Source organism: Klebsiella sp. w6, from assembly GCF_033100215.1.
GTDB classification, from domain to species: domain Bacteria; phylum Pseudomonadota; class Gammaproteobacteria; order Enterobacterales; family Enterobacteriaceae; genus Klebsiella; species Klebsiella variicola.
In genome coordinates this window covers 1,875,134-1,891,347 of the sequence record NZ_CP136907.1, presented here as the reverse complement: position 1 = coordinate 1,891,347, position 16,214 = coordinate 1,875,134, and the positions used below count along the sequence as shown (strand labels likewise).

The window sequence follows — 16,214 nt, the reverse complement described above, 5'->3', positions numbered from 1 at the left end:
GCTGCTGACCGGGCCTCATAATGAACGAAACATCCGTCGCGAACTACGGCATTTCCGGCGGCGTGATCCCGAAATGATTCCAGGCGCGCACCGTCGCCATTCTTCCCCGTGGCGTACGCTGCAGAAAACCCTGCTGAATTAAGTAGGGCTCCAGCACATCTTCAATGGTTTCCCGCTCTTCGCCGATCGCGGCGGCGAGGTTATCCAGCCCCACCGGCCCACCAAAGAATTTATCTATCACCGCCAGCAGTAGTTTACGGTCCATATAGTCGAACCCTTCCGCATCGACATTAAGCATATCCAGCGCCTGGGCAGCAATGTCGGCAGAGATGCTGCCGTCGTGGCGCACTTCCGCGAAGTCGCGCACCCGGCGCAGCAGACGGTTGGCAATACGCGGCGTGCCGCGTGAACGACGGGCCACTTCCAGCGCGCCTTCGTCGCTCATCTCCAGCCCCATATGGCGGGCGCTGCGGCTGACGATATGCTGCAGATCGGGTATTTGATAGAACTCCAGACGCTGCACGATGCCAAAGCGGTCGCGCAGCGGCGAGGTCAATGAACCGGCCCGGGTGGTGGCGCCGATCAGGGTAAACGGCGGCAGATCGATTTTGATGGAGCGCGCCGCCGGACCTTCGCCAATCATAATATCCAGCTGATAGTCTTCCATCGCCGGGTAGAGCACCTCTTCCACCACCGGCGAGAGGCGATGGATCTCATCGATAAACAGCACGTCGTGCGGTTCGAGGTTGGTGAGCATCGCGGCGAGATCGCCCGCTTTCTCCAGCACCGGGCCGGAGGTGGTGCGCAGATTCACCCCCATCTCATTGGCGACAATGTTCGCCAGGGTGGTTTTCCCCAACCCAGGCGGGCCAAAAATCAGCAGGTGATCGAGGGCGTCGCCGCGCAGTTTCGCCGCCTGGATAAAGATCTCCATCTGCGAGCGCACCTGCGGCTGGCCGACATACTCTGCCAGCAATTTTGGGCGGATGGCGCGGTCAACGGCCTCTTCTGCGCCGCTGCTGTCTGCCGATACCAGCCGGTCTGCTTCAATCATCCCTTACCTCACAACGCGGCGCGCAGCGCTTCGCGGATTAGCGTTTCACTGTTGGCGTCCGGACGGGCAATCTTGCTTACCATCCGGCTGGCCTCCTGCGGTTTATAGCCCAGCGCGACCAGCGCGGCAACCGCTTCCTGTTCGGCATCATCTGCCGTCGGGCCTGCCGGCGAGGTCAGCACCAGATCGGCCGCCGGAGTGAACAGGTCGCCGTGCAGCCCTTTGAAGCGGTCTTTCATCTCGACGATCAGGCGTTCTGCGGTTTTTTTGCCAATCCCCGGCAGCTTCACCAGCGAGGCGACTTCTTCCCGCTCAACGGCATTGACGAACTGCTGCGCCGACATGCCGGAGAGGATCGCCAGCGCCAGCTTTGGCCCCACGCCGTTGGTTTTAATCAGCTCTTTAAACAGCGTACGTTCCTGTTTGTTGTTAAAACCATACAGCAGCTGGGCATCTTCACGCACCACAAAGTGGGTAAAGACTATCGCCTCCTGACCGGCCTCCGGCAGCTCATAGAAGCAGGTCATTGGCATATGCACTTCATAGCCGACGCCCGCCGTTTCCAGCAACACCAGCGGGGGTTGTTTTTCGAGAATGATGCCTCTGAGTCTGCCTATCACGTGGGGCTCCTGCGTTATGGTCTAAGTATCTGGCGGTATCATAAAAAAAGGCTGGATAGATATCCAGCCTGATTTGCGATTATCGTAAGCGCCCTCGCGCCAGATTGAGCCGGGTCTCGCTGACCTGAGCAACATTCTGGCTGATATGGCAATGGGTGATGGCAATCGCCAGCGCATCCGCCGCATCCGCTTGCGGATTGGCAGGCAGTTTGAGCAAGGTGCGCACCATGTGCTGAACCTGGCTCTTTTCGGCGCTGCCGATCCCGACAACGGTCTGCTTGACCTGACGGGCGGCGTATTCAAACACCGGCAGCGACTGATTGGTCGCTGCAACGATCGCCACTCCGCGCGCCTGCCCAAGCTTTAACGCCGAATCGGCGTTCTTCGCCATAAAGACCTGCTCAATGGCGAAATAGTCGGGCTGAAACTGGGTGATGATCTCCGTCACCCCGGCGTAGATCAGCTTCAGCCGCGACGGCAGATCGTCCACTTTGGTGCGGATGCATCCGCTGCCAAGGTAGCTCAACTGCCGTCCGACCTGGCGGATCACGCCATAACCGGTGACGCGCGACCCCGGGTCAATGCCGAGAATAATAGCCATCACGCGCCTCCGGTTAACCGTGGATGCGACTGCATCACAGGGTGGCCGCGACCTCGTCGGAGATCTCGCCGTTATGGTACACTTCCTGCACGTCGTCGCAGTCTTCCAGCATATCGATCAGACGCAGCAGCTTCGGCGCCGTCTCGGCATCCATATCCGCTTTGGTGGACGGGATCATCGAGACTTCGGCAGCGTCGGCTTTCAGGCCAGCGGCTTCCAGCGCGTCGCGCACAGCACCCATCTCTTCCCACGCGGTGTAGACGTCGATGGCGCCGTCGTCATAGGTCACCACGTCTTCTGCGCCAGCTTCCAGCGCCGCTTCCATAATGGTGTCTTCATCGCCTTTCTCGAAGGAGATGACGCCTTTCTTGCTGAACAGGTAGGACACGGAGCCGTCGGTACCGAGGTTACCACCGGTTTTGGTGAAAGCGTGACGCACTTCCGCAACGGTACGGTTACGGTTGTCGGACAGACATTCCACCATTACCGCGGTACCGCCAGGGCCATAGCCTTCGTAAATGATGGTTTCCATGTTCGCGTCTTCATCACCGCCGACGCCGCGCGCGATGGCGCGGTTCAGGGTGTCGCGCGTCATGTTGTTTGACAGCGCTTTATCAACGGCCGCACGCAGGCGCGGGTTGGAAGCCGGATCGCCGCCGCCCAGACGCGCCGCAGTCACCAGCTCGCGAATGATTTTCGTAAAGATTTTACCGCGTTTAGCATCCTGTGCCGCTTTGCGGTGTTTGGTGTTGGCCCATTTACTATGACCTGCCATAAAAAACTCTCCAAAAAGCGCGCCCTTTCAGGCGGCGTTAATTACAAATTCTTCAATCGCCTGCCGGTTGCTCCACGACTTGGTCAGCGCAGCGGCTTCCGTCGCGCTGACCCAGCGGTAGGCCAGATGTTCGGTGAAGGTAATCTCCCGCTCATGAGGCAGCGCAAGACAGAACCAGAATTCTGTATTGCGCTCTACACCCGGCGCATAGCGATGACGCAAATGAGAAAATATCTCGAACTCCACCGTGCGCTGACAGTCAATTAAGGTCAGTTGCTCGCAGGCAACATCAATGGCGACCTCTTCCTTTACTTCACGCGCGGCGGCCTGCAGCGCGGTCTCTCCAGCTTCCAGGCTGCCGGTCACCGACTGCCAGAACGCGGGATCGTCACGCCGCTGTAACATCAGCACCCGTTTCGTATCTTCGGCGTAAATCACCACCAGCACCGAAACGGGCAGCTTAAATGACATATTACTTGTTCTCCAGAGACGCTTTCGCCTCTTTCTCCACAACCTGAATACCCAGTTCACCGAGCGCAGCCGGATTGGCGAAGCTTGGCGCTTCGGTCATCAGACAGGCCGCGGCGGTGGTTTTCGGGAAGGCGATAACGTCGCGGATGTTATCGGTACCGGTCAGCAGCATGGTCAGACGGTCAAGACCGAACGCCAGACCCGCGTGCGGCGGCGTACCGTATTTCAGCGCATCCAGCAGGAAGCCGAATTTTTCACGCTGCTCTTGTTCATTAATGCCCAGAATACCAAATACGGTCTGCTGCATGTCGCCACGGTGAATACGTACAGAACCGCCGCCGACTTCATAACCGTTAATGACCATATCATAGGCGTTCGCTACGGCCTCTTCCGGCGCAGCTTTCAGCTCGTTCGCGGTCATATCTTTTGGCGAAGTGAACGGATGGTGCATCGCCGTCAGGCCGCCTTCGCCGTCGTCTTCGAACATCGGGAAGTCGATCACCCACAGCGGCGCCCATTTGCTCTCGTCAGTCAGGCTCAGGTCTTTACCGAGCTTCAGACGCAGCGCGCCCAGCGCGTCCGCCACCACTTTCTTGTTGTCGGCGCCGAAGAAGATCATATCGCCGTCCTGCGCGCCGGTGCGTTCGAGGATCGCTTCCACGATCTCAGCGGTGAGGAATTTCGCCACCGGGCTGTTGATCCCGTCCATGCCTTTCGCACGCTCGGTCACTTTAATATAGGCCAGCCCCTTCGCGCCGTAGATCTTCACAAAGTTGCCGTATTCGTCAATCAGCTTGCGGGTCAGAGAGGCACCGCCCGGGACGCGCAGGGCCGCCACGCGCCCTTTCGGATCGTTGGCCGGGCCGGCAAAGACCGCGAATTCGACGGACTTCAGCAGGTCGGCGACGTCCACCAGCTCCATCGGGTTACGCAGATCCGGTTTATCGGAGCCATAGCGACGTTCGGCTTCGGCGAAGGTCATGATCGGGAAATCACCCAGGTCGACGCCTTTAATTTCCAGCCACAGCTGACGCACCATTGCTTCCATGATCTCACGCACCTGCGGCGCGGTCATAAAGGAGGTTTCCACGTCGATCTGGGTAAATTCAGGCTGACGGTCGGCACGCAGGTCTTCATCGCGGAAACATTTAACGATCTGATAATAGCGATCGAACCCGGACATCATCAGCAGCTGTTTGAACAGCTGCGGGGACTGCGGCAGCGCGTAGAATTTGCCTTTATGCACGCGGGAAGGCACGAGGTAATCGCGAGCGCCTTCCGGGGTGGCTTTGGTCAGCATCGGAGTTTCGATGTCGAGGAAGCCATGGTCGTCCATAAAGCGGCGCACAAAGCTGGTGATTTTCGCGCGGGTTTTCAGACGCTGCGCCATTTCCGGACGACGCAGGTCGAGGTAGCGGTATTTCAGACGCGCTTCTTCGGTGTTGACGTGATTGGAGTCCAGCGGCAGCGATTCTGAACGGTTAATAATCGTCAGATCGGAGGCCAGCACTTCGATGGCGCCGGTGGCCATGTCCGCGTTGATGTTTTTCTCTTCACGCGCGCGGACGGTGCCAGTGACCTGAATGCAGAACTCATTACGCAGTTCAGAGGCTAATTTCAACGCATCCGCACGATCCGGGTCGAAAAACACCTGAACGATGCCTTCGCGGTCGCGCATATCGATAAAAATGAGGCTACCGAGATCGCGACGGCGGTTGACCCAACCACACAGAGTCACCTGCTGCCCAACGTGGGACTGTCGAAGCTGTCCGCAATATTCTGTACGCATGAGATATCCCTTAACTTAGCCGTCGGCGGATTGTCGTCTGCCCTGCAGGCGACGAGGTCGCAGCTTTAGCTGATGTCACAACTGAATGAAAAAAGGCGGCTATTATACTGGAAATTCTGTCGTTCGATAAGTCCGACGCACGATGTACGCTGCTTTGCTGCGCGCTTAACGTCTACACTCACATAAATTAACAATATTTGTTACCCTTTTGCTGAAGCCGCGCAGGTATTGTAGCCGCCTGACAACAGAAGAAGATACGGGGATACCATGTTAGAACTCAATGCAAAAAAAACGGCGCTGGTGGTGATCGATCTGCAGGAAGGTATTCTGCCTTTCGCCGGCGGACCACATCGGGCTGACGAGGTGGTGGCGCGTGCCGCTCGCCTGGCAGACAAGTGTCGACAACAGGGTTCACCGGTCATCATGGTCCGCGTCGGCTGGTCGTCCGATTTCGCCGAAGCGCTGAAACAGCCTGTCGACGCTCAGGCCGGGGCGCATACGCTGCCTGAAAACTGGTGGACCTACCCGGCCACGCTGGGTAAGCAGGAGAGCGATATCGAAGTGACCAAACGCCAGTGGGGCGCGTTCTATGGCACCGACCTTGAGCTTCAGCTGCGCCGCCGCGGTATCGACACCATTATTCTCTGCGGTATCTCCACCAACATCGGCGTCGAATCCACCGCCCGCAACGCCTGGGAGCTGGGTTTTAACCTGGTCATCGCTGAAGATGCCTGCAGCGCCGCCTCCGCCGAACAGCATCAGGGCAGCATGACGCATATTTTCCCGCGCATCGGTCGGGTGCGCAGCACCGAGGAGATCCTCGCCGCGCTATGATTTATATTGGGCTTCCCCAGTGGTCGCACCCGAAATGGGTGCGCCTTGGCATCACCAGCCTTGAAGAGTACGCCCGCCACTTTAACTGCGTGGAGGGCAACACTACCCTGTATGCGCTACCGAAGCCGGAGATAGTCACCCGCTGGTATGAACAAACCCATGATGACTTCCGCTTCTGCTTTAAATTCCCGGCCACCATCTCGCACCAGGCCGCCCTGCGTCATTGCGACGATTTAAGCAGTGAATTTTTTGCCCGCCTGGCGCCGCTGGCCTCGCGCATCGGCCAGTACTGGCTGCAGCTGCCGGCGACCTTCGGTCCTCGCGATCTCCCCGCGCTATGGCATTTTCTCGACGGGCTGCCGAAGGATTTCACCTACGGCGTCGAGGTTCGTCACCCCGAATTCTTCGCCAAAGGCGAAGCGGAACAGCAGCTCAACCGCGGGCTGCACGAGCGCAACGTTAACCGTGTGATCCTCGACAGCCGCCCGGTCCACAGCGCTGCGGCCACCAGTCCGGCGATGATCGACGCGCAGAAAAAGAAACCCAAAGTGCCGGTACATGCGGTGATGACCGCCCGGCAGCCGATGGTGCGCTTTATCGGCGGTGACGATATGGCCCACAATCGGGAACTGTTTCGCGTCTGGCTGCAGACCCTGCCGAAGTGGCATCAGTCTGGCACCCCGTGGCTGTTCCTGCATACCCCAGACATTGCTTACGCGCCGACGCTGGTCGATACGCTGTGGAGCGATCTGCGCACCGCCCTGCCGGCGGCAGGAAATGCGCCGTCGATTCCGCAGCAATCCTCCCTTTTCTGATATCCTGCTATCATAATCGGAGCCATCTGCCAGAGTTAAAGGGAGTTTTCGTATGGTCAGCGCGCTGTATGCCGTTTTAGGTGCGTTATTGTTAGTGAAGTTTTCTTTCGACGTGGTGCGGTTACGCACCCAATACCATGTAGGCTACGGTGACGGCGGCTTTAGCGAGCTACAGGTCGCCATCCGCGTTCACGGTAATGCCGTCGAATATGTGCCGATTGGCCTCATTTTGCTGTTATTTATGGAGATGAACGGCGCCCAGACCTGGATGGTGCACGTTTGCGGCATTTTATTGATTGTCGGGCGACTGATGCACTCCTGGGGTTTTCATCACCGCGTCTACCACTGGCGCCGCTCCGGCATGAGCGCCACCTGGTGCGCCTTGTTGCTGATGGTGCTGGCCAACCTCTGGTATATGCCCTGGGAGTTGGTTTTCTCCCTCCGTTAGCGCACAATACGCCGTTTTCGTTTTTTCGGGTTTAACGTTATGTCTCACCGCGATACGCTTTTTTCCGCGCCGATTGCCAGCCTCGGCGACTGGACCTTTGATGAACGGGTTGCTGAAGTCTTCCCGGATATGATCCAGCGCTCAGTGCCCGGCTATTCCAATATCATCTCGATGATCGGCATGCTGGCCGAGCGCTTCGTTCAGCCCAACACCCAGGTTTACGATCTTGGCTGTTCGCTGGGCGCCGCCACCCTCTCTGTGCGCCGCAATATTAGTCATCCGGGCTGTCGCATTATCGCCATCGACAACTCTCCCGCGATGGTAGAGCGCTGCCGTCGCCATATTGACGCCTATAAAGCGCCGACGCCGGTCGAGGTCATTGAAGGGGATATCCGCGATGTGGCCATTGAAAACGCCTCGCTGGTGATCCTGAACTTTACCATTCAGTTCCTTGAGCCGGGCGATCGCCAGGCGATCCTCAATAAAGTCTATCAGGGGCTTAATCCGGGCGGCGCGCTGGTGCTCTCGGAGAAATTCAGCTTCGAAGACGCCCACGTCGGCGAGCTGCTGTTCAATATGCATCATGATTTTAAACGCGCGAACGGCTACAGCGAGCTGGAGATCAGCCAGAAACGCAGCATGCTGGAAAATGTGATGCTGACGGACTCCGTGGAAACCCATAAAGCCCGCCTGCGTCAGGCTGGGTTTGAACATGCCGAACTGTGGTTCCAGTGCTTTAACTTTGGCTCGCTGGTGGCAGTAAAATCCGGGGAGCAGGCATGATCGACTTCAGTAATTTCTATCAGCTGATCGCCAAAAGCCCGCTATCTCACTGGCTGGAAACCTTGCCAGCTCAGGTAGCCGCCTGGCAGCGCGAGGCCCTGCACGGCAAGTTTCGCGAATGGGAGCGCGCCGTTGAGTTTCTTCCGGAATTAACGCCGTGGCGTCTGGATCTCCTGCACAGCGTCACCGCCGAGAGCGAAACGCCGCTCAGCGAAGGTCATCAGTTGCGGGTAGAAAACCTGCTTAAAAACCTGATGCCGTGGCGCAAAGGGCCTTATTCGCTGTACGGCATTAATATCGATACCGAATGGCGTTCCGACTGGAAATGGGAGCGCGTCCTGCCGCACCTGTCCGATCTTACCGGGCGGACTATCCTCGACGTGGGCTGTGGCAGCGGCTATCACATGTGGCGAATGATCGGCGCCGGCGCGCATCTGGCGGTCGGCATCGATCCCACCCAGCTGTTCCTGTGCCAGTTTGAAGCGGTGCGTAAGCTGCTCGGCAACGACCAGCGGGCGCATCTCCTGCCGCTGGGCATCGAGCAGCTGCCGGCGCTGGAGGCCTTCGACACCGTGTTCTCGATGGGCGTGCTCTACCACCGCCGCTCGCCGCTGGACCATCTGTGGCAGCTGAAAGATCAGCTGGCGCCGGGAGGCGAGCTGGTGCTGGAGACGCTGGTGGTCGAAGGGGATGAAAATACGGTGCTGGTTCCGGGCGACCGCTATGCGCAGATGCGCAACGTCTATTTTATTCCCTCGGCGGCGGCCCTGAAAATGTGGCTGGAGAAGTGCGGGTTTATCGATGTGCGCATCGTCGATGCCTGCGTCACCTCGACCGATGAGCAGCGGCGCACCGAATGGATGACCAGTGAATCGCTGGCCGATTTCCTCGACCCGCAGGATCAGCGCAAAACCGTGGAGGGGTATCCGGCTCCGCTGCGCGCGGTGATTATCGCCACCAAACCGGAAACGCAGCAGTCGCTGGCAAAAAAAGCGAGATAAAAAAAGGCCCCTGTTTAATGGGCAGGGGCCTGGTACGGGCAATCATCATATTGGGCGACATGATGTGCAGCAAAAAACCGTTTAACTTCTCCAGGCGGAGATAATCCCTTTCATCTCCGCCACCGCTTCGCCATTGACGGCGTAGCGCCTGTATTCGTCCGCATCGGGATCGGCTGACATCGAAACGCCTGGATGACGAAAGCGCATCTCCGATGGCAACCACTGGCCTGCAGAGCTATGAACCTCTTTCACCCCCGCCTGCAGCAACAGCGGCAAGTTCGCGGCGCGCACTCCCGCACCGGCCATAATGATTGGAGTATCCCCTGCGGCAATAAGTTCCGTAATTAATGAAATACCTTTCTCCGCCGAGGATTGCTGACCGGAAGTCAGGATACGTTTAACCCCCAGCTCACCCAGCGTCTTCCAGGCCTGACGCGGGTCGGCACACAGATCGAACGCGCGATGAAAGGTCACCGCCAGCGGCCCGGCCGCGGCCATTATTTTTTTCATCCGCGGGATATCGACCTGGCCATCGGCATTCAGTACGCCGGTCACCACCCCGGGAAAGCCGAGCTCCCGCACCATGCAGATATCGCTAAGCATCGCGGCGAACTCCTCTTCGGTGTAGCAGAAATCGCCGCCGCGCGGGCGAACGATCGGATGCACCGGGAGGGTAATCGCCTCGCGGACCGAGACCAGCACCCCATAAGAGGGTGTTAATCCCCCTTCCTGCGGCGCGGCGCAGAGTTCAATACGATCGGCGCCGCAGCGCTCAGCCTCCCGAGCGCACGCCATGCTGTAGCAACACACTTCCAGTACCGCCATTCCTCTCTCCCTGATCCAGACAACCTTTGCAGCATGTCATGATTTCACGCGGCAGACGCCGCGCGGCTTCACACTGTTACGTATCAGCTTGCTCGCTGGCGACGATTTGTTCAATCGACCACGGATGAAATTTCACCGTCACGCTGCCGTCGGTCACCGCCAGGGTGGGATTCGGCAGACGCTCATGCTGCCCTTTCGGCGAGCTGGTTTTGACGACGATCCCCGGCTGGCTGAGTCCATCATCGGCCAGCAGCGCCAGCGCGCGGGCATTTAAGGTTGCCGGATCGCCAGGCAGGACAATTTCAATATGCTCCCAGCCTTCATGGGGATAACGCTTTTCACCCGGCCACGGCAGCTCAATGATATGGAAGCGCCAGTGCGCCACGCAGACCGGCTCCGCCAGCTTGAACAGGCAAATGGGCCGGCCGTTAATCATATTCTCCGACAGCAGGGTTCCGCACTGTTCCAGACCGCGGCGCCAGCGTTCCGCAGTGGTATTCTGATGACAGCGCAGGGAGATATGGTCGGCGTCGAGCCCGGCGATCTCCAGTCCCAGTCGCGCAGTGAAGCGCTGAAGCGCATCGGAAAATCGCGGGAGATCCGCCGTAATATCGGCCAGTTGTTCAATTTGCTGCCAGTTTGCCATGGGTTTGCTCGTCAATGATGCTCGTCAGTAATGAAAAGGTAATTTACCGTGTTTCGGTCTGCGGACCAACCGCCGCCCTGCTGATGGGCAACTGAACGGCGATGGATTGCGCACGCCGCCGCGCCGCGCGCAATGCTGACGGACGGGGACAAATGCAGTATACTCCCGCCCTAATTTGTCCACATTATGGCGCTGCCTCCCTCGGGGGCAGGCGCATTACACGTAAGGTATTCCGGTGAATATTCAGGCTCTTCTCTCAGAAAAAGTCAGCCAGGCCCTGATCGCGGCAGGCGCGCCTGCCGATTGCGAACCTCAGGTCCGCCAGTCAGCAAAAGTTCAGTTCGGTGACTATCAGGCCAACGGCGTGATGGCTGTCGCCAAAAAACTGGGCATGGCGCCGCGACAACTTGCAGAGCAGGTACTGTCTCATCTTGACCTCAACGGCATTGCCAACAAGGTTGAAATCGCCGGGCCGGGCTTTATCAATATTTTCCTCGATCCTGCTTTTCTGGCGGACAACGTCAACCGCGCGCTGCAGTCTGAGCGCCTGGGCGTCACGAAACCGCAGGCGCAGACTATCGTCGTCGACTACTCGGCACCCAACGTAGCGAAAGAGATGCACGTTGGCCATCTGCGTTCGACCATCATTGGCGATGCTTCAGTCCGTACCCTGGAGTTCCTGGGTCATAAGGTGATCCGCGCCAACCACGTCGGCGACTGGGGCACCCAGTTCGGTATGCTGATCGCGTATCTGGAAAAACAGCAGCAGGAAAACGCCGGTGAGATGGCCCTGGCCGACCTCGAAGGTTTCTATCGCGAAGCGAAAAAGCACTACGACGAAGACGAAGCCTTCGCCGAGCGCGCACGTAGCTACGTGGTTAAACTGCAGGGCGGCGATCAGTACTTCCTGCAGATGTGGCGTAAGCTGGTCGACATCACCATGTCGCAAAACCAGATCACCTACGATCGCCTGAATGTGACGCTGACCCGCGATGACGTAATGGGTGAGAGCCTGTACAACCCGATGCTGCCGGGGATCGTCGCCGATCTGAAAGCCAAAGGGCTGGCCGTCGAGAGCGAAGGCGCCACCGTGGTGTTCCTTGATGAGTATAAAAACAAGGAAGGCGAACCGATGGGCGTCATCATCCAGAAAAAGGATGGAGGCTACCTTTACACCACCACCGATATCGCCTGCGCGAAGTATCGCTATGAAACGCTGCACGCCGACCGCGTGCTCTATTACATCGACTCTCGTCAGCACCAGCACCTGATGCAGGCGTGGACCATCGTGCGTAAAGCAGGCTACGTGCCGGACTCTGTGCCGCTGGAGCACCATATGTTCGGTATGATGCTGGGGAAAGACGGCAAGCCGTTTAAAACCCGCGCCGGCGGTACCGTGAAGCTGGCCGATCTGCTGGACGAAGCGCTGGAGCGCGCCCGTCGCCTGGTAGCGGAGAAAAACCCGGACATGTCGGCTGACGAGCTGGAAAATCTGGCGAAAGTGGTCGGTATCGGCGCGGTGAAATATGCCGATCTGTCGAAAAACCGCACCACCGATTACGTTTTTGACTGGGATAATATGCTGGCGTTCGAAGGCAACACCGCGCCGTATATGCAGTATGCCTATACCCGCGTGCTCTCCGTCTTCCGCAAAGCCGGCATCGACGAAAACGCGATGAACGACGCGCCGGTGGTCATCGCCGAAGATCGCGAAGCCCAGCTGGCCGCGCGCCTGCTGCAGTTTGAAGAGACCCTCTCCGTGGTCGCTCGCGAAGGGACGCCGCACGTGATGTGCGCCTACCTGTACGATCTGGCGGGGCTATTCTCCGGCTTCTACGAGCATTGCCCGATCCTCAGCGCGGAAAGCGAAGAGACCCGCAACAGCCGCCTGAAGCTGGCGCTGCTGACGGCGAAAACCCTCAAGCTGGGTCTCGATACCCTGGGTATCGAAACCGTAGAGCGTATGTAACAAACAACCCGGCGAAAGCCGGGTTAGTTTTATTCGGCGCCCCGTCAGCGGGGCCCCTGCTCAGAAATACTTGCGCAGATACTCGGTCAGACAAAGGATCGCCATCGCCTGGCCATAGGGCATCGAGGTAAGCGGGATCTGGCGATAAAAATCAAGGTCTGCCCCCATTCCGGTGCCAAACGAGGTCTGCAGCAGCTCCCCCTGCGGCGAAATATTCTGCACAATCCCGCGAATCGCTTTTTCAGCCACCCCGGCATAGTGCTGCCCGACGTAACGCTTGCGCACCGCTTTGAGAATGCCGTAGGCAAAGCCGGCGGTCGCGGAGGCCTCAGGATAAGAGTGCGGATCGTCCAGCAGGGTATGCCACAGGCCGCTGTCGTCCTGGCATTTTGCTAAGGCGGCAATCTGTGCGTCGAGTACCGTCATCAGATAACGCCGTACCGCGTTCCCCTCGGGGAGATCCACCAGCTCCAGAAAGTCCGGGATCACCATGGTGAGCCAGCTGTTGCCCCGCGCCCAGCGCGCCCGGGCAAAGTTGTGCCGCCCCTCATAACTCCAGCCGTGAAACCACAGCCCGGTCTCCCGGTCCATCAGGTTCTGCACATGGAGCAGGAACTGATAGGTCGCCTCCTCCACATACTGCGGGCGATTAAGCAGCTTGCCAATTTTGGCTAACGGCAGCACGGTCATCATCAGCGTGTCATCCCACATTTGCTGATGGTTCTCCTCCGCCAGGGTCATGTGCTGCATGCCGCCCTGCTCGGTGCGCGGCATCTCATGCATCGCCCACTCCGCCCAGCTCTCCAGCCACGGCAGATACGCCATCCGGCCGGTCTCTTCAAAGCGGTATGCCAGGGTCAGGAACGGGGCCATCGTATTGACGTTTTTGGTCGTTGCCCCCTCGGCGAAGCGGTCGGCAAACCAGCGGTCGATGATATCGCGCATCTCGATATCGCCGGTTTGCTGATAATACTGATAGATGCCGTACAGCCCAACGCCGTGGGTCCACTCCCAGCCGGCCCAGCCTTTGGTATCGATCACGCGCCCGTCATCGAGGCGCAGTAAAAATTGCCCGCTCTCATCCTTAATGTTCACCAGGTTTTGCGTCACGTTGCGGATCAGTGCCTGCAGTTCGCTGCGGGCGATAAAACGCTCAGGCTGACACAGTAATGGGCTATGTTTGACTGGCCAAACTTTCATGTTGTTAACCTCGGGTGTATGTCGAATTTAAAGCGCCGCCCTGGGTGAGCCCCGGGGCAGCAGGTTTATGACGATTCAGATAGCCAATATTGTTATTGCCCCACAGGCAGTCGTAAGGCATCCCCGCCAGCATCTCGACCACCGCGCGGTGTTCTGCAATGGTCTGTTCCGGCTGGGCACTGCCGAGATCGCGCATTCTGAGGGTTTCACTGCGCAGGATGCTGTGGGTGTGCAGGTTGAGCTTGAAGCGTAGCGAGACGAGGAAGCCGCAGGCTAACACCACCAGAGTGCCGACGCTGAGGATCAGCAAAATGGTATGACTCACCCCTGGCGGTTGTATTTTTTGCCCGGAGACAAACCCCGACAGCTGCATGATGATACCCACCAGCATGACCGCCCCCGCCTGCGAGGCTTTGCGGGTCAGCGTCATGATGCCGGCAAAAATTCCTTCGCGGCGCTGGCCGGTGATCGCCTCGTCGACGTCGGCAATATAGGTATAGGTATTCCACGGTACGTAGTTAATCCCGCCGCGTCCCAGTCCGGCGACAGCAGAGATGAGCAGCAGTAAGGAATAGACGTCGCTCAGTCCGGCGTAATAGAGCAGCGCATACGAGAGCGAGCTCAGGCCAAACAGGACCACCACCATGCGGTAGGACGGCGCGGGACCAAAGCGAATGCACAACGGGATCATGGCGATCACCGCAATAAACTGGAAGATGGCCATCGTCCCGAGCAGATTCGAGGCGACAGAGGCTTCCTGCATCAGGACAAAAACCACGTAATAGGTAAACACGGCATTGAAGACGTCCTGGGCGATATAGCCCCCCAGATACATGCCGAGGTGCTGGCGGAAAATTTTTATCCGCAGCGTGGAGCTTAGCTCAATCACCAGGCGATTGAGGCTCTGAGCGAGGGTTAAGTTTTGTTTTTCCGCTTCCGCCCGCAGCGCCGCCTCTGACCACGCCTCACGCGGCCGTTCCCACGTGAAGCACCAGACGAAGGTCAGCATCACCGCGCACAGGACCGAGAACACCAGACTGGCATAAAAGAATGAGCTGGCATTGTCTTTCCCGAGCCAGGTGAGGAGGATCCCCGGCAGAAAGGAGGCTAAAATCGCCGACATTTGCGCCATCGAGATGCGCGCGCCAGAAAATTTGGTTTTCTGTTTAAAGTCATCAGTCATCTCTGGCACCAGCGTTTCGTAGGGCACCAGAATCATGGTGTAAACCATATCAAACAGCAGATAGGTGACGAGGTAGTACCAGAAGCCCATCTCGCCGACCCACATCGCTGAATAGCTGAATACGCACGGAATACCGAGCAGAATAAAGAATTTTCTGCGGCCGAAGCGCTTTCCGAGCCAGGTGGTGCCGAAGTTATCGGTGAGAAAGCCCATCAGCGGGCTCACCACCGCATCCAGCACGCGGGCAGCAGCAAAAATAAGCGTGGCCTCAATCGGGGTCAGTCCGCAGAAGGTCGTGTAAAAGTAGAGTAGCCATGCGGCAGTTAGCGCTGTCGTGCCGGCGCCGAGAAAATCGCCCGCGCCGTAGGCCAGGTAGTTAGCCAGTCCAATTTTTCGTGTTTTCATCGCCGTGATCCTGTGTCTTTTATTAAAAGAACGCCGACAATCGTTCCGGATTTGCCACCGGAAGGGAGTGGGTACCTGGCTACACTAAAAGCAGTGAAACGACGTTACCTTTGTGTTTTTGCCACGGAACAACCGCCGGTGGCAAAATGACAAAGAGACGATGTCTCTACTTCACTCATTTATAAAACAGCATTTCTTTTAAATAAAAAGCCAGGTTCATTTATGTGATCTTGTGAGGAAAACACGGACTGGCGAAGAGCGTCGCAAATCACGGGAGCAACCCTTGCGCCGCTGGGGAAACAGGAGTAAAGAAAGAAGGGTTATTCCGCGTATCTCAAGGAGGCCAGATGCCTTATTCACATCTGCTGGTTGCCGTCGCGCCAACGCCGGAGAGTCAGATATTAATTAAAAAAGCGGTGTCGATTGCCCGCCCCGTTAACGCGAAAGTGAGCTTTATCACCTTCGCCACGGATCCGGAAATGTATAACCAGTTCGCCGCACCGATGATGGAAAATCTGCGTGAGCTGATGCAGGAAGAAACGCGGGAGTTTCTCAATGAGCTGGCTCGTCAGGCGGACTACCCGATAGAAAAAATGACCATCGCCTGCGGCGAACTGGGTCACCATGTCAAAGACTTTTGCCAGTCGCACAAGGTTGATCTGGTGATCTGCGGCAATCACAACCACTCGCTTTTCTCGCGCGCCACCTGCTCGGCGAAAAATATCGTCGGCAGTAGCGGCGTCGATGTTCTGCTGGTTTCCCTTGAAAAGGGCTAACGCCGGTTAGCCCTTTTCC

Annotated in this window: 17 protein-coding genes; 7 read left to right on the top strand and 10 right to left on the bottom strand. The window is 58.0% G+C overall.

Features of this window, described 5'->3' with window-relative positions; translation table 11 throughout:
* Positions 1–43: 43 nt before the first annotated feature.
* From ruvB to aspS, 6 genes are all read right to left on the bottom strand, one after another.
* Positions 44–1,054: a Holliday junction branch migration DNA helicase RuvB gene (gene ruvB / locus R0140_RS09110; RefSeq protein WP_012541250.1), complete on the bottom strand. Its 1,011-nt coding sequence runs from the start codon at positions 1,052–1,054 to the stop codon at positions 44–46.
* 8 nt (positions 1,055–1,062) lie between these two features.
* Complete coding sequence (gene ruvA, locus R0140_RS09105) at positions 1,063–1,674, bottom strand: Holliday junction branch migration protein RuvA (protein WP_002911454.1); 612 nt, start codon at positions 1,672–1,674, stop codon at positions 1,063–1,065.
* A 79-nt stretch (positions 1,675–1,753) separates the two neighbouring features.
* Positions 1,754–2,275 (bottom strand): crossover junction endodeoxyribonuclease RuvC, encoded by a 522-nt coding sequence (gene ruvC, locus R0140_RS09100; RefSeq protein ID WP_008804247.1) that lies wholly within the window; start codon positions 2,273–2,275, stop codon positions 1,754–1,756.
* A 34-nt stretch (positions 2,276–2,309) separates the two neighbouring features.
* Positions 2,310–3,050, bottom strand: coding sequence for a YebC/PmpR family DNA-binding transcriptional regulator (locus tag R0140_RS09095; protein WP_002911459.1), 741 nt, complete (start codon positions 3,048–3,050; stop codon positions 2,310–2,312).
* Positions 3,051–3,077: 27 nt separating this feature from the next.
* Positions 3,078–3,521 (bottom strand): dihydroneopterin triphosphate diphosphatase, encoded by a 444-nt coding sequence (nudB, locus tag R0140_RS09090; RefSeq protein ID WP_002911477.1) that lies wholly within the window; start codon positions 3,519–3,521, stop codon positions 3,078–3,080.
* A gap of 1 nt (position 3,522) precedes the next feature.
* Positions 3,523–5,310: an aspartate--tRNA ligase gene (gene aspS, locus R0140_RS09085; RefSeq protein ID WP_008804246.1), complete on the bottom strand. Its 1,788-nt coding sequence runs from the start codon at positions 5,308–5,310 to the stop codon at positions 3,523–3,525.
* A gap of 267 nt (positions 5,311–5,577) precedes the next feature.
* Here aspS and R0140_RS09080 point away from each other — a divergent pair, with 267 nt between their 5' ends.
* Genes R0140_RS09080 through cmoB form a run of 5 tightly spaced genes read left to right on the top strand, consistent with a single transcriptional unit; the run spans position 5,578 to position 9,191 of the window.
* Positions 5,578–6,144 (top strand): hydrolase, encoded by a 567-nt coding sequence (locus R0140_RS09080; protein WP_012541248.1) that lies wholly within the window; start codon positions 5,578–5,580, stop codon positions 6,142–6,144.
* On the top strand, positions 6,141–6,959 hold the full coding sequence (locus tag R0140_RS09075) for a DUF72 domain-containing protein (RefSeq protein WP_012967677.1): 819 nt from the start codon (positions 6,141–6,143) through the stop codon (positions 6,957–6,959). The genes R0140_RS09080 and R0140_RS09075 overlap by 4 nt, the downstream gene beginning before the upstream one ends.
* A 52-nt stretch (positions 6,960–7,011) precedes the next feature.
* A complete protein-coding gene (locus R0140_RS09070; protein WP_008804243.1) occupies positions 7,012–7,407 on the top strand; it encodes an MAPEG family protein in 396 nt (131 codons plus the stop codon).
* A gap of 39 nt (positions 7,408–7,446) precedes the next feature.
* A complete protein-coding gene (cmoA, locus tag R0140_RS09065; protein WP_008804242.1) occupies positions 7,447–8,190 on the top strand; it encodes a carboxy-S-adenosyl-L-methionine synthase CmoA in 744 nt (247 codons plus the stop codon).
* Entirely contained in the window at positions 8,187–9,191 is a 1,005-nt protein-coding gene (gene cmoB, locus R0140_RS09060) for a tRNA 5-methoxyuridine(34)/uridine 5-oxyacetic acid(34) synthase CmoB (RefSeq protein ID WP_008804241.1), read from the top strand. Before cmoA ends, cmoB begins: the two co-directional genes overlap by 4 nt.
* Positions 9,192–9,272: 81 nt before the next feature.
* Here cmoB and cutC read toward each other — a convergent pair whose 3' ends face one another.
* Together cutC and R0140_RS09050 are read right to left on the bottom strand one after the other, a co-directional pair.
* A complete protein-coding gene (gene cutC, locus R0140_RS09055) occupies positions 9,273–10,016 on the bottom strand; it encodes a copper homeostasis protein CutC (RefSeq protein ID WP_008804240.1) in 744 nt (247 codons plus the stop codon).
* A 76-nt stretch (positions 10,017–10,092) separates the two neighbouring features.
* On the bottom strand, positions 10,093–10,662 hold the full coding sequence (locus R0140_RS09050; protein WP_008804239.1) for a VOC family protein: 570 nt from the start codon (positions 10,660–10,662) through the stop codon (positions 10,093–10,095).
* Positions 10,663–10,897: 235 nt separating this feature from the next.
* On the opposite strand from R0140_RS09050, the gene argS reads away from it, so the two are divergent.
* On the top strand, positions 10,898–12,631 hold the full coding sequence (gene argS, locus R0140_RS09045; RefSeq protein WP_012541245.1) for an arginine--tRNA ligase: 1,734 nt from the start codon (positions 10,898–10,900) through the stop codon (positions 12,629–12,631).
* Positions 12,632–12,691: 60 nt separating this feature from the next.
* Here the strand turns inward: argS and R0140_RS09040 are convergent, their stop codons facing one another.
* Together R0140_RS09040 and R0140_RS09035 are read right to left on the bottom strand one after the other, a co-directional pair.
* On the bottom strand, positions 12,692–13,831 hold the full coding sequence (locus tag R0140_RS09040) for a beta-galactosidase BglB (RefSeq protein ID WP_023322900.1): 1,140 nt from the start codon (positions 13,829–13,831) through the stop codon (positions 12,692–12,694).
* Between the two features lie 4 nt (positions 13,832–13,835).
* Positions 13,836–15,419 (bottom strand): MFS transporter, encoded by a 1,584-nt coding sequence (locus R0140_RS09035; RefSeq protein ID WP_008804236.1) that lies wholly within the window; start codon positions 15,417–15,419, stop codon positions 13,836–13,838.
* 347 nt (positions 15,420–15,766) lie between these two features.
* Between R0140_RS09035 and uspC the strand changes: the two genes are divergently transcribed.
* The gene (gene uspC, locus R0140_RS09030; protein ID WP_008804235.1) at positions 15,767–16,195 is read left to right on the top strand and encodes a universal stress protein UspC; all 429 of its coding nucleotides are present in this window, start codon (positions 15,767–15,769) and stop codon (positions 16,193–16,195) included.
* Positions 16,196–16,214 lie beyond the last annotated feature (19 nt).